Source organism: Zobellia roscoffensis, assembly GCF_015330165.1.
GTDB lineage: Bacteria > Bacteroidota > Bacteroidia > Flavobacteriales > Flavobacteriaceae > Zobellia > Zobellia roscoffensis.
Window position 1 is genome coordinate 4,723,941 of record NZ_JADDXT010000002.1, and the last position, 14,051, is coordinate 4,737,991.

The 14,051-nt window shown below is 38.5% G+C and carries 9 protein-coding genes; 8 read left to right on the plus strand and 1 reads right to left on the minus strand.

What is annotated here, in order from left to right; translation table 11 throughout:
• Nucleotides 1–77: 77 nt before the first annotated feature.
• Together purL and IWC72_RS19260 are read left to right on the plus strand one after the other, a co-directional pair.
• Entirely contained in the window at nt 78–3,761 is a 3,684-nt protein-coding gene (gene purL, locus IWC72_RS19255; protein WP_194530907.1) for a phosphoribosylformylglycinamidine synthase, read from the plus strand.
• Nucleotides 3,762–3,833: 72 nt separating this feature from the next.
• Complete coding sequence (locus tag IWC72_RS19260) at nt 3,834–4,286, plus strand: GNAT family N-acetyltransferase (protein ID WP_194530908.1); 453 nt, start codon at nt 3,834–3,836, stop codon at nt 4,284–4,286.
• Nucleotides 4,287–4,300: 14 nt separating this feature from the next.
• On the opposite strand, the gene IWC72_RS19265 is transcribed toward IWC72_RS19260, so the two are convergent.
• Nucleotides 4,301–6,898, minus strand: a complete 2,598-nt coding sequence (locus IWC72_RS19265; RefSeq protein ID WP_194530909.1) for a T9SS type A sorting domain-containing protein — start codon at nt 6,896–6,898, stop codon at nt 4,301–4,303.
• A 254-nt stretch (nt 6,899–7,152) separates the two neighbouring features.
• On the opposite strand from IWC72_RS19265, the gene IWC72_RS19270 reads away from it, so the two are divergent.
• The 6 genes from IWC72_RS19270 to IWC72_RS19295 all read left to right on the plus strand — a co-directional run bounded on the left by IWC72_RS19270 (nt 7,153) and on the right by IWC72_RS19295 (nt 14,031).
• The gene (locus tag IWC72_RS19270) at nt 7,153–8,928 is read left to right on the plus strand and encodes an AMP-dependent synthetase/ligase (protein ID WP_194530910.1); all 1,776 of its coding nucleotides are present in this window, start codon (nt 7,153–7,155) and stop codon (nt 8,926–8,928) included.
• A gap of 183 nt (nt 8,929–9,111) precedes the next feature.
• On the plus strand, nt 9,112–9,594 hold the full coding sequence (locus IWC72_RS19275) for a MarR family winged helix-turn-helix transcriptional regulator (protein ID WP_194527801.1): 483 nt from the start codon (nt 9,112–9,114) through the stop codon (nt 9,592–9,594).
• Nucleotides 9,595–9,616: 22 nt separating this feature from the next.
• Nucleotides 9,617–12,022 (plus strand): 3-hydroxyacyl-CoA dehydrogenase/enoyl-CoA hydratase family protein, encoded by a 2,406-nt coding sequence (locus IWC72_RS19280; RefSeq protein ID WP_194530911.1) that lies wholly within the window; start codon nt 9,617–9,619, stop codon nt 12,020–12,022.
• Between the two features lie 44 nt (nt 12,023–12,066).
• The gene (locus IWC72_RS19285) at nt 12,067–12,414 is read left to right on the plus strand and encodes a four helix bundle protein (RefSeq protein WP_194530912.1); all 348 of its coding nucleotides are present in this window, start codon (nt 12,067–12,069) and stop codon (nt 12,412–12,414) included.
• A 39-nt stretch (nt 12,415–12,453) separates the two neighbouring features.
• Nucleotides 12,454–13,644, plus strand: a complete 1,191-nt coding sequence (locus IWC72_RS19290) for an acetyl-CoA C-acyltransferase (protein WP_194530913.1) — start codon at nt 12,454–12,456, stop codon at nt 13,642–13,644.
• A gap of 30 nt (nt 13,645–13,674) precedes the next feature.
• Nucleotides 13,675–14,031 (plus strand): four helix bundle protein, encoded by a 357-nt coding sequence (locus IWC72_RS19295; protein WP_194530914.1) that lies wholly within the window; start codon nt 13,675–13,677, stop codon nt 14,029–14,031.
• Nucleotides 14,032–14,051 lie beyond the last annotated feature (20 nt).

The window sequence follows — 14,051 nt, forward strand, 5'->3', positions numbered from 1 at the left end:
ATTTGTAATACTCCTTTAAAAAGAGCCTTTTAAAGGCTAAATTTGCGCTTTCTCAAACCTATCAATTTACAAGCTAGATGATTCACTTCTTCGGGGATGCAGCCAATAAAGTTTATGCCGTTCAAACGGTTGAAGAACTTTCGCAGGAAAACATAAATAAATTAACGTGGTTGTTCGGCAACCTACCAAAAATAAATACGGCGTCTATAGACGCCTTTTTTGTTGGCCCTAGGGCGGCAATGATTACGCCATGGAGTACCAACGCCACAGAAATCACCCAAAACATGGGTATTGAGAGCATCATCAGAATAGAAGAGTTCAAAGCATCAAGCGAAGACTTTACCGATTTTGACCCCATGCTTTCTGAAAAATTCAATGGTTTATCTCAGTCTATCTTTAAAGTTGATGTAAAGCCTGTCGCTGTTCAAGGCATAGAAAATATAGGCGAGTACAACAAACAAGAAGGTTTAGCCTTAAGCGACGAAGAGGTAACTTACTTAGAAAACCTCGCTACAAAATTGGGTAGAAAACTGACCGATTCCGAGGTTTTTGGTTTTAGCCAAGTGAATTCAGAACATTGTCGCCATAAAATATTCAACGGTACTTTTGTAATCGATGGCGTTGAAAAACCGTCTTCGCTCTTCAAACTGATCAAGAAGACGTCACAAGAGTTTCCTAACGATATTGTATCTGCATATAAGGATAACGTAGCTTTCGTAAAAGGGCCAAAAGTGACCCAATTTGCCCCAAAAAGTGCCGATAAACCCGATTTTTACCAAGAAACGGAATTTAATTCGGTAATTTCCTTAAAAGCAGAAACACACAATTTTCCAACAACGGTAGAACCTTTTAATGGCGCTGCAACAGGTTCCGGTGGTGAAATTCGTGACCGTTTAGCCGGTGGAAAAGGTTCATTACCATTGGCCGGAACCGCTGTTTACATGACAGCATACTCCCGTTTGGAAGAAGACAGACCTTGGGAAAAAGCTTTTCCAGAAAGAGAATGGTTGTACCAAACGCCAATGGACATCCTTATAAAAGCATCTAATGGTGCATCGGATTTTGGAAATAAATTTGGACAACCTCTTATTGCAGGTTCCGTATTGACTTTTGAGCATGACGAATCTAAAGACAGTGATAATACAAATACCAGAAAATTAGGTTTTGATAAAGTAATCATGCAAGCCGGTGGTATCGGGTACGGAAAAGCAGAGCAAGCTTTAAAAGACACACCTAAAGATGGTGATAAAATTGTAATCTTAGGTGGTGACAACTACCGTATTGGTATGGGTGGTGCCGCCGTTTCCAGTGCGGATACAGGTGCATTTAGTTCTGCCATAGAACTGAACGCCATACAACGTTCCAATCCGGAAATGCAGAAAAGAGCGTCCAATGCCATTCGTGGTATGGTAGAAAATGATGTAAACCCTATAGTTTCGATCCATGATCACGGTGCGGGTGGCCATCTTAACTGTCTTTCTGAATTGGTAGAAGACACTGGTGGAAAAATAGACTTGGATAAACTTCCTGTGGGAGACCCTACCCTATCGGCCAAGGAAATCATCGGTAACGAATCCCAAGAACGTATGGGCTTGGTTATCGGTAAAGAAGATGTTGATCTGTTGCACCGTATTGCCGATCGTGAGCGTTCTCCTATGTATGAAGTGGGTGATGTAACGGGTGACCTTAAATTTACTTTTGAATCCGCTACAACCGGTGAAAAACCAATGGATTTGAATTTAGAGGATATGTTCGGTAGTTCGCCAAAAACTATAATGACCGATACTACCGTTCAAAGAAATTATACTAACCCTGAATATTCATTGGAGTTTTTCCATGATTATTTAGAGCAATTACTTCAACTGGAAGCAGTTGGTTCTAAAGATTGGTTAACAAACAAAGTAGACCGTTGTGTGGGAGGCCGTGTTGCCAAACAACAATGTGCCGGACCTTTGCAACTCCCGTTGAATAATTGTGGTGTTATGGCGTTAGATTTTAAAGGAAAGGAAGGTGTTGCCACCAGTATTGGCCACTCCCCTATCTCTGGGCTGATTGACCCCGCTGCCGGTAGTTTGAACAGTATCGCGGAATCTTTAACCAACCTTATCTGGGCTCCGCTAAAAGAAAATTTAAAATCTGTTTCGCTTTCTGCTAACTGGATGTGGCCTTGTAAAAATGAAGGTGAAGATGCCCGTTTATACGAAGCGGTAGAAGCAGTTTCCAACTTTTCTATTGCTCTTGGAATAAACGTACCCACTGGAAAGGATTCCCTTTCCATGAAACAAAAATATAAAGATGGTGATGTTATCGCTCCTGGTACAGTTGTTATTTCCGCTGCTGGAAATTGTGACGATATAACCAAGGTAGTAGAGCCCGTATTCAAGAAAAAAGGCGGTTCGGTTTACTACATCAACCTATCAAAAGACAGCTATAAATTAGGCGGTTCTTCTTTCGCTCAGGTTCGTAATGCCATAGGTACGGAAGCACCAACTATTAAAGATGCAGGCTACTTTAAGACAGTTTTCAACGCTATTCAAAACTTGATAAAAGACGGCGAAATAGTTGCTGGGCACGATGTTGCTTCAGGTGGATTGATAACTACCTTGTTAGAAATGTGTTTTGCCGACATCAATTTATCTGCAGAATTTGATTTATCCAGTTTAGGCGAAGCCGATACTATTAAATTACTTTTCTCTGAAAATTCAGGAATCGTTTTTCAAGCAAAAGATGATTCAGTAGAACAAAAATTAGTCGACCTCAACATTGATTTCAAAAAAATAGGAAATGTAGTTTCAGGTACCGTTTTAAAAATCAAAAACGGCGGAATGGAAATGGGTCTGAATATAGATTCTTTAAGAGATACTTGGTTCAAAACTTCCTATTTATTAGATAGCAAACAAACAGCCAATAACTTGGCAAAAGACCGTTTTGACAACTATAAAAATCAACCGCTTCAATATAAATTCCCTAAAAACGTTGATTTGAGTAGTATTCCATCAAACACCGGAAACAGACCCAAAGCTGCCATTCTACGTGAAAAAGGAAGTAATTCTGAACGCGAAATGGCCAATGCCATGTATTTGGCCGGTTTTGATGTAAAAGACGTGCATATGACCGATTTAATTTCCGGTCGCGAAACGCTTGAAGATATTCAGTTCATTGGTGCCGTAGGCGGGTTCTCAAACTCGGACGTTCTGGGCAGTGCCAAAGGCTGGGCCGGTGCTTTTAAGTACAACGAAAAAGCAAACGCCGCCCTTAAAAATTTCTTTGCTAGACCTGACACTCTATCTATCGGAATCTGTAACGGTTGCCAGTTGTTTATGGAGTTGGACCTAATTAACCCAGAACACGAAACGCACGGAAGGTTAACCTATAACGATTCTCATAAACACGAGAGTAATTTTACTTCTGTAAAAATTCAAGAAAATAATTCTGTAATGCTTTCAAGTTTAGCAGGCACAACTTTAGGCGTATGGATTTCTCATGGCGAAGGTAAATTCAGTTTGCCACATAATGAAGACCAATACGGCATTGTTGCCAAATACGGTTACGAAGGCTACCCTGCCAACCCCAACGGAAGTGATTTTAATACAGCCATGTTATGTGATGCCACCGGTCGTCACTTGGTTACCATGCCGCATATTGAACGCTCTATTTTTCCTTGGAACTGGGCGTATTACCCAGAAGGTTCCTCGGATGTAGTTTCGCCATGGCTAGAGGCTTTTGTAAATGCTAGAAATTGGGTTTTGAAAACAAAATAATCCAACCACATAGTAAACTAAAACGGCGTGTACTTAAAAGTACACGCCGTTTTTTTTGTAGTTTAGTTGAAAATGAAAATCCGAAAAGCTAACCGAAAGGATATTCCTGAAATCGTGCAACTATTGAGCAATGATAAATTGGGCAAACTGCGGGAAGATTATAGAGAACCGCTACCCGAAAAATATTACGATGCTTTTGATGCTATAAGTCAAGATCATAACCAAGAATTGGTAATTATTGAAGACGATACTCAGAAAGTTGTTGGTACACTTCAGTTAACCTTTATTCCCTATTTAACTTACCAAGGTGGTATTCGTGCTCAGATAGAAGCCGTTCGGGTACATGAAAATTACAGAAGCAAAGGCATTGGAAAGCAATTGTTTGAATGGGCTATACAACGTGCAAGGCAAAAAGGCGCACACGTTGTACAACTCACCACGGACAAAAAACGTCCGGAAGCTTTTAAATTTTATGAGAATTTAGGTTTTAAAACTAGTCATGAGGGGATGAAATTACACCTCTGACTTCATTCAGGAGCTTATTTCACCATTAATTTACTACTCCACGTTTTATCATTACTACTGGTTATTTTATAGAAATATAGTCCGGAGGTTAAATTATTCCGTTTCACTACAATCATATTCTGACCTGCTTTGGAATCTCCGCTCATATCGTGAGATGAGATTTTTTTACCCGCCATATTAAACAATTCAAAAGTAAAACTACCAGCATTCTCTTCGTAAAAATAAAGGCTAGATTCTGCCTGCATAGGGTTAGGATACATTATTGACTCTGAAGTATCATCCGATATAAAAACTCGTTTCTCTTCATTGTTGTTAAAAGACACATTAGAAAGACTCATTTGCTTTTCTTCAACGCTCCCACCTTCAGCTAACAAATTGAAATTTATCACCTTTAAGCTTGAAAAGTCTGTTGTAGCATTTGCCTCATTCTTAAAATCTGCATCTAACAGATTAAACGTTTGTATATCCGTAGTCAAATTTACGTTTGTAGAATACGTTTGTCCATCCCCTTTCAATATTTTCACTTCTAATTTTCCTGTACCACTAGCCTCAAAAGATAATTTCTCATAATTGGATAAATTAACCGGTGTAAACCGTGGGCTCAGTGCGCGGTAAACCCCAACATAACTAGAGGTCTTTCCGCTAAGTTCAATATTTCGTTCTACAGGATAACCACCTTCTGTATAAGGTGCCTGCACAGGTGTAACTTTATAGTTTTCTATAGTGGTTCCCTCAGAAGAACTATCCAATCCCCACGGGGCATCTGCCACAAAAAGGTCATCTGGAGTACCATTAGCATGACTCACTCTAAATCCAAAGTCAAAAATATTTCCTGTACTTAAAGCTACAGAATCTAAATACCCGTCAATAGGAGCTGCTAATTTCATAGTTTCGGTTGTACTGGTCTCTGTCTTTTTCAGTCCGCCTTCTAACTGAATTTGCTCTGTTTTGTTATTGTTGACCAAATTCAAAATCACCTCTCCTTTTACATATTTAGCAGACTTCACAAAAACGGGCGGTGGTGTTGAGCCCTTATATTCTGAAATAGGGCTATGCACCTCTAACAGGTTTAAAATTTCATCGCCAAGCAATAGTAGATCATCTACCGTATTGGACCAGATTTGAAAGTTGTAAAATGCTGTATCATCTGCATACGCATCAATATTCCAATGGGATTCAATAATGAATTCATCATTAGTGTCTAATCTTGCTGAAAAGGTCAATGCAAATTCTGTACTCCCATCTGGTTGTTTTATAATCGACTTTATAAAATCTTTTTCCCTTAACTGAATGTTAGAAACAGACAGTAATTGCGCTCCAAGGAATCTATCGCATATAAATTTACTGTGCTCATAAACCTTATTATCCGTCTTAATAACCATAAGCGCACCAATATTATCATCTTTCCTAAGATAATCTACAGAATAAATGTCCGAAGCATTGGTAAGATCTAATAAATCTGCCGGGGAAGACTCAATGGTACTGGACTCACCAACAACATCTAGAGGTACTAACTGTGTTAATGGTATTTCACCTGGAGTAGACTTTCCTGCTTTGGCATAACTAGCACCTTTCATAACCTTTTTGGCGGTATGCTTATTGAATTTATAATTGGTTTTCGCTCGGTTATAATTTCTTTCACCGATAAGCGACGACAAACGGTCATTACTTTCTAAACCACCATCATTAGCACCAGATGTCAAAGTTATTGTGGGGCACGTAGCAACACCCGAACAAGAAGGATCATCACAATCTACAAGGCCGTCTCCATCATCATCAATACCGTTAATACAATCTTCTTGAGGCACAGGTGCGGTAGGACATCTTGCACCGTCATTACTAGATGCAGCAGGACCGAATGCAAAAATGTTGGACTTTATTACGCCAAGACTAATATCCTGAACCTTATCTATTTTATACACCGCTCCGGTTTGATTGGCAGATATGTAAAAATTACCATCTACATCAAAATAAACCGCTCCAAAAGCGTAGTTTAAACCTTGTAGAATAGGCACGACACCTAAAGCCTCTACCTCTCCGGTATCAGCTGAAATCCTGTAAAGCATATTGGAACCACGTTCTACGGTATACAATTTATTATCTTGAGCATTAAAGGCCCAGTCTGCAATAGAAAGGCTTTGGCTCAATGTAAATTGCCCCAGGTAGTCTAGATACGTATCAGACTCAGGGTTTAAATCAATTTTATAATATGAAGCTCCACCTGCCTTAAAATAATAAATACCATCTGTGGAGATGTCTCCAACATACTTATTACCTGTTGGTAATTCAGGAATTTCATATTGGTCTACTGTAAAATCTTTACCTATTCTAACAATAGATTTAGATGGTGTAGACAAATATCCCCAGATATAACCATCTGTTGTATTATAAGCAACAGCATTTACATTACCAGGAGTAATGTTCTCTGAAACAAGATAAGAACTACCGGAAGCAAGGTCCAATGCATAAATATCGTTGTATTGAAATAAGTAGGCATTGTAGTCGCAATCAAAAGGTGTGGATTGCGCTTCTGCTTTAGTATTTAAAAATAAAAGAAGTACGGACACCGTAAAAAACCTGGCGACCCAACTTATAGTGTATTTTTTATTCATAATTTCTGCGATTTGGAATTAACAGGATATGGAGCAAAGTTAACTTAGATTTTCAAGGAATTTTCTTACATTCGATCAAGATGTTATCATAACCCGTTCGTTTACAATTTATTGTAGACGAATGGTTAAAATCGATATACTACATCTCCATAAATTCCGTTATGAAATTTGTGATCATAACACACATTATTTATTAATGTAATTTTAAAATCCCGTGTTCTTTCACTATTTTGCAACGACATTTATAAACGCATATGCAGAACGTTACCAGACTATTTGATTTTCCTTATTATCAATTGGAAAAACATAACCTACAGCAATCCCTTGTTTCAAAATATGATGGTCAGTGGGTCAGCACCTCTACACAAGAGTATATTAACAAAGCAAATACTATAAGCAGGGGTCTCTTGCGATTGGGAGTACAACCCAATGATAAGATTGCTGTAATTTCATTGACTAACCGAACGGAATGGAATATCATGGATATAGGTATTCTTCAATTAGGGGCTCAAAATGTTCCTGTATATCCTACCATATCAGAAGAGGATTATGCCTATGTCTTAAATCATTCTGAAGCAAAATTCTGTTTTGTGTCATGCGATGAAGTGTATCAAAAAGTAAAATCCGTTGAAGACCAAATACCAAGTTTGGAACATGTTTATTCTTTTGATGACATATCTGATTGCGATAGTTGGGAAAAGGTACTTGAATTAGGAGCCGACAACTCTAACCAAGACGAGGTTGAAAAACTAAAAGATGCAGTCAAGGCAGATGACCTTGCTACCTTAATATATACCTCTGGAACAACAGGGAAACCAAAAGGTGTAATGTTATCTCACAATAACCTGGTAAGCAATGCCTTGGAAAGCTCAAAACGTTTCCCCATAGAAGACGGTAATACAAAAGCCCTTAGCTTTCTACCCTTATGTCATGTTTACGAGCGCATGTTAATATATCTATATCAATACAGAGGTGTAACCATTTACTATGCCGAATCTTTAGATAAAATTAGTGACAACCTAAAAGAAACTAGTCCGCATGTAATGACGGCAGTACCAAGACTTTTAGAAAAAGTATATGATAAAATCTACGCCAAAGGAACTGAACTTTCTGGCATTAAAAAGAAACTCTTTTTTTGGGCTGTAAATTTAGGCCTAAAATTTGAGCCTTATGGAAAGAATGGTTGGTGGTATGAAACGCAACTATCTATTGCAAGAAAACTAATTTTCAGTAAATGGAAAGAAGGCTTAGGTGGGAACCTTAGCCTCATTGCCTCAGGAAGCGCTGCCTTGCAACCCCGATTATCTCGTATATTTAATGCTGCAGAATTTGGTCTTATGGAAGGCTATGGTCTTTCTGAAACGTCTCCCGTGATTTCGGTTAATGATATGCGCGATGGAGGGTTCCGCATTGGAACTGTAGGCAAACCAATTGATAGAACCGAAGTAAAGATTGCCAGCGATGGCGAAATTTGTATAAAAGGGCCGCAAGTTATGATGGGGTATTATAAGGACCCTGAGAAAACAGGAGAGGTTATGCAAGATGGTTATTTCCTTACCGGTGATATTGGTGAAATAGATGCAGACGGTTTCTTAAAAATTACGGACCGTAAAAAAGAAATGTTCAAAACCTCTGGAGGTAAATATGTAGCGCCACAGCTGTTGGAAAACCGGTTTAAGCAATCTCGTTTCATTGAACAGATTATGGTGGTTGGTGAAGGTGAAAAAATGCCAGCGGCTTTAATTCAACCAGATTTTGATTTCTTACACCAATGGGCATCAAAAAATAACATTACCATACCTGAGAACTCAGATATAGTTCAAAACGAACAAGTTTTAGCCCGTTACCAACAAGAGGTAGACGAAGCCAATGAAAAATTTGCGAAGTGGGAAAAAGTAAAACAATTCCGTTTAACTCCAGATATTTGGAGTATTAGTGAAGGCCATCTTACCCCCACCCTTAAACTTAGACGTAAAATCGTAAAGGAAAAATATATGACTCTTTACAATGATATTTACGACCGTTCATAAATAACCTCCCTAGTGCATACATTTCAGAAAAAAATAACCTTTTCTTAAAAAACGAGCTCACCCCTTACGAATAAGGTAATTTCTTCGTCCTAGAATTGCAAGTCTGGTTAAAAAAACAAAAAATATATTATGCATGCATAATATATTTTTTGTATATTTGATAACCGAGAACCCGCCTTACTTATGAAAGATATTACAATAGACTATGCGTTACGCGCCACTTGGCAAGCAGTAGCTCGCATGTACAACGAAGAAGCAAAAAAATTTGACTCTACCATGGCCGTTGGCTTTACACTTTTAAGTGTTGACCCTAAAACAGGCACGCCATCTACGGCTCTAGGGCCAAAAATGGGAATGGAAGCTACAAGCCTATCGCGTATTCTAAAAAGGATGGAACAGCAAGGTCTAATTGAAAGAAAGCCCAACCCTAAGGATGGACGAGGGGTTTTGATTTATTTGACGGAGTTTGGACTAGAGAAAAGAAATGATTCAAAAAATGTGGTCTTGAGATTCAATGAGTCAGTTAGAAATCATGTTTCCGAAGAAAAAATAAACAGCTTTTTTGACGTTATGGAAACTATTAATGAGCTCATAGCAGAAAAAAATATATATACTAATGATAACCTGATTAACGGTCAAGATACTCTTGATTCTGAAACAGATTAATTAATAACCCAATAACTACATCGTGAACAAGCATATTAAAAAAGTAGCAGTCATCGGATCCGGAATTATGGGTAGTGGCATTGCTTGCCATTTCGCAAATATCGGAGTAGAAGTGTTGTTGCTAGACATCGTTCCAAGAGAATTGAACGATAAAGAAAAAGCAAAAGGATTAACCTTGGAAGACAAGGCAGTTCGTAATCGTTTAGTAAATGATTCGCTAACAGCAGCCTTAAAATCTAAACCTTCACCTATCTATCATCAAAAATTCGCTTCGCGTATCTCAACGGGAAACCTTGAAGACGATATTGCAAAAGTGAGTAAGGTAGATTGGATTATTGAAGTGGTTGTAGAACGTCTTGACATCAAGAAAAAGGTTTTTGAAAATCTTGAAAAACACCGTACACCAGGCACTTTAATAACATCTAACACTTCGGGTATTCCTATCAAGTTTATGTCAGAAGGTAGAAGTGACGATTTTCAGAAGCATTTCTGTGGAACACATTTCTTTAACCCAGCGCGTTACTTAAAATTGTTCGAAATTATTCCTGGTCCGGAAACATCGCAAGAAGTACTTGACTTTTTAAATGGCTACGGAGAACAGTTTTTAGGAAAGACTTCCGTTGTAGCCAAAGACACTCCTGCTTTTATTGGAAACCGTATAGGTATTTTCAGTATTCAAAGCCTTTTTCACACCGTGAAAGATATGGGCATGACCGTTGAAGAAGTTGATAAGCTTACCGGACCTGTAATTGGTAGACCTAAATCCGCCACTTTTAGAACGGTTGATGTAGTAGGTCTGGATACTTTGGTTCATGTGGCTAATGGTATCCACGAAAATTGCAAGGATGATGAACGATTAGCACTTTTTGAGCTTCCTGATTTCATCAATACCATGATGGAAAATAAATGGTTGGGAAGCAAAACCGGACAAGGTTTCTACAAAAAATCAAAAGACAAAGACGGAAAGACAGAAATCTTAACGTTGGATTTGGACACTATGGACTATCGTGCCAAGAAAAGTGCCAAGTTCGCCACGCTAGAGCTTACCAAAACCATTGATAAGGTGGTGGACCGCTTTGCCGTATTAGTTGGAGGAAAAGATAAAGCCGGCGAGTTCTATAGAAAGAGCTTCGGACAGTTGTTCGCCTATGTTTCGCATAGAATTCCTGAAATAACGGAAGAACTTTATAAAATTGATGATGCCATGAAAGCCGGTTTTGGCTGGGAACACGGGCCTTTCCAAATTTGGGATGCCGTTGGTTTAGAAAAAGGATTGGAGTTCGTTAAAGCAGAAGGTTTAGACGCTGCTTCTTGGGTAACTGAAATGAAAGCATCTGGAAACGATTCGTTCTATTCCGTGAAAGATGGCGCTACCTATTTCTATGATATTCCTAAAAAATCCGCAGAAAAAATCCCTGGTCAAGATGCCTTTATCATTTTGGATAACATCAGAAAATCCAAAGAGGTCTTTAAAAATAGTGGTGTTGTTATAGAAGATTTGGGTGATGGCATTTTAAATGTTGAATTCCAGTCGAAAATGAACACTATTGGCGGTGACGTACTTGCCGGTCTTAATAAAGCCATTGACCTTGCTGAAAAAGATTTTCAAGGTTTGGTTGTTGGTAACCAAGCGGCTAACTTCTCCGTTGGTGCCAACATTGGTATGATATTCATGATGGCCGTTGAGCAAGAATATGATGAGCTTAACATGGCTATTAAAATGTTCCAAGATACGATGATGCGTATGCGTTATTCATCAATTCCAACTGTTTCTGCTCCTCATGGTATGACCCTTGGTGGCGGATGTGAGCTTTCACTTCATGCGGATATGGTCGTAGCTGCGGCTGAAACTTATATTGGTCTTGTAGAATTTGGTGTTGGTGTTATCCCTGGTGGTGGTGGCTCAAAAGAGTTTGCCGTTAGAGCACAGGATACTTTTAAAAAGAACGATGTTGAGTTGAATGTCTTACAAGAATACTTCTTGACCATTGGTATGGCCAAAGTTTCTACTTCGGCTTATGAAGCTTATGATTTAGGTATTCTTCAACATGGCAAAGATATCGTATTAGTAAACAAGGACCGTCAGATCGCAACTGCAAAAGCACACGCAAAATTAATGGCTGAATCTGGGTATACGCAACCGGTTAAACGAACAGATATTAAAGTACTTGGTAAACAAGCTTTGGGCATGTTCCTAGTAGGTACGGATTCTATGGAAGCTAGCCACTACATAAGTGAGCACGACAAGAAAATCGCAAATAAATTGGCCTATGTAATGGCCGGTGGCGATTTATCGGAACCTACTTTGGTAAACGAACAATATCTATTGGATTTAGAGCGAGAAGCTTTCTTATCGCTTTGTACCGAACGTAAAACGCTCGAGCGTATCCAACACATGTTAAAGACAGGTAAACCTTTAAGAAATTAATTATAAATAAGTATTGAGATATTAGAATTGGGAAATTAGATATAATGCATAAAGTAGAAAATTTAAAAATATGGAAGAAGGCTATTGAATTAGCTAAATCCATTTATCTACTAGCAGCTGATTTGCCTTCCAAAGAAAAATACGGGCTAGTTTCTCAAATTAAAAGATGCTCTGTATCAATTCCTTCAAATATAGCAGAAGGAACTGGTAGAAATTCGCAAAAAGAGTTTAAACATTTTTTGAGTATTGCAAATAGTTCAGCTTATGAACTTCAAACTCAGCTTATACTCTTAATCGAATTAAACTTAATAAAAAAAGAAAAAGTAAAACCAGTAATTGACGTTTGTGTTGAAATTCAAAAAATGAATTATTCGTTTCAAAAAACATTATAGATCTCAATACAATAAACTCAATACTCAATACCATTTAAAATGAAAACTGCATATATAGTTAAAGCATACAGAACGGCTGTCGGAAAAGCTCCGAAAGGTGTTTTTAGGTTTAAGCGGACAGATGAGCTCGCCGCAGAGACCATAGAGTACATGATGAAAGAATTGCCCGATTTTGATAAAAAACGGATTGATGATGTTATCGTTGGTAACGCCATGCCAGAAGGGTCGCAAGGTCTGAATATGGCTAGATTGATTTCATTAATGGGATTAGACATTGTTGATGTTCCCGGGGTTACAGTGAATCGATTTTGTTCTTCAGGTATAGAAACTATTGGTATTGCTACTGCAAAAATTCAATCGGGAATGGCTGATTGTATCATTGCCGGTGGTGCTGAGAGTATGAGTTCTGTACCTATGACGGGATACAAGACTGAATTGAACTACGATTTAGTAAGTGAAGGTCATGAGGATTATTACTGGGGAATGGGAAACACTGCGGAAGCAGTAGCGAACGAGTACAAAATATCCCGTGAAGATCAAGATGAGTTTGCCTATAATTCTCACATGAAGGCTTTAAAAGCTCAGGCGGAAGACCGTTTTCAAGATCAAATCGTGCCTATTGAAGTAGAGCAAACTTACATTGATGAAAATGGAAAAAAAGCCACTAGAAAGTATACGGTAAACAAAGATGAGGGACCTAGAAAAGGAACTTCAATAGAAGTTTTAAACAAATTACGCCCAGTTTTTGCTGCTGGCGGAAGTGTTACTGCAGGTAACTCATCGCAAATGAGTGATGGAGCAGCATTCGTAATGGTAATGAGCGAAGACATGGTCAAAGAACTCAACCTTGAACCAATTGCTCGTTTGGTAAATTATGCTGCCGCTGGTGTCCCTCCAAGAATTATGGGTATTGGTCCGGTTGCCGCTATTCCAAAAGCCTTGAAACAAGCGGGTCTTAAACAAAACGACATTGAACTTATAGAGCTGAACGAAGCTTTTGCCTCGCAATCACTTGCTGTAATGCGTGAGCTTGGATTAAACCAAGATATTGTAAATGTAAATGGAGGCGCTATTGCTCTTGGTCACCCGTTAGGTTGTACTGGAGGTAAGTTATCAGTGCAACTCTTTGATGAAATGAGAAAACGAAATATGCAAGGCAAATACGGCATGGTAACCATGTGTGTAGGTACAGGGCAAGGAGCTGCGGGCATCTTTGAATTTCTTTCTTAAGAAGAGGAAAGAAAATAGAATAAGGACTGAATGGCCAAGCAACACAATTATAAGAATTTAAAAATATGGAAACTGGGTTTGGAAATCGTAAATGATGTATCAGATATATTGATTGATTTCCCTAAGCATGACATATACGATTTAAGTTCTCAGGTAAGCCGTTGCTCGGTATCAATGCCAAGTAATATTGCCGAGGGTTCAGGACGAACCGATAAAAGTTTTAAGAACTTCATTAAATATTCTTTGGGTTCTTTATTTGAATTAGGAACACAATTATTAGTAGCACATCATCGAAAATATATCAATACTGAAACATTAAAAAAACTAGAGGATAAAATAGAAGAATGGCAACGGATGACCATGGGTTTTCAAAATCGCCTCGAATAGTTCCATTACTCTTTATTCTA

What these genes read in the sequence shown, in the direction of transcription:
- IWC72_RS19295 (WP_194530914.1), top strand. Translation starts at nt 13,675, where the DNA reads ATGGCCAAGCAACACAATTATAAGAATTTAAAAATATGGAAACTGGGT.
- IWC72_RS19285 (WP_194530912.1), top strand. Translation starts at nt 12,067, where the DNA reads ATGCATAAAGTAGAAAATTTAAAAATATGGAAGAAGGCTATTGAATTA.
- IWC72_RS19270 (WP_194530910.1), top strand. Translation starts at nt 7,153, where the DNA reads ATGCAGAACGTTACCAGACTATTTGATTTTCCTTATTATCAATTGGAA.
- purL (WP_194530907.1), top strand. Translation starts at nt 78, where the DNA reads ATGATTCACTTCTTCGGGGATGCAGCCAATAAAGTTTATGCCGTTCAA.
- IWC72_RS19265 (WP_194530909.1), bottom strand. Translation starts at nt 6,898, where the DNA reads ATGAATAAAAAATACACTATAAGTTGGGTCGCCAGGTTTTTTACGGTG.
- IWC72_RS19290 (WP_194530913.1), top strand. Translation starts at nt 12,454, where the DNA reads ATGAAAACTGCATATATAGTTAAAGCATACAGAACGGCTGTCGGAAAA.
- IWC72_RS19260 (WP_194530908.1), top strand. Translation starts at nt 3,834, where the DNA reads ATGAAAATCCGAAAAGCTAACCGAAAGGATATTCCTGAAATCGTGCAA.
- IWC72_RS19275 (WP_194527801.1), top strand. Translation starts at nt 9,112, where the DNA reads ATGAAAGATATTACAATAGACTATGCGTTACGCGCCACTTGGCAAGCA.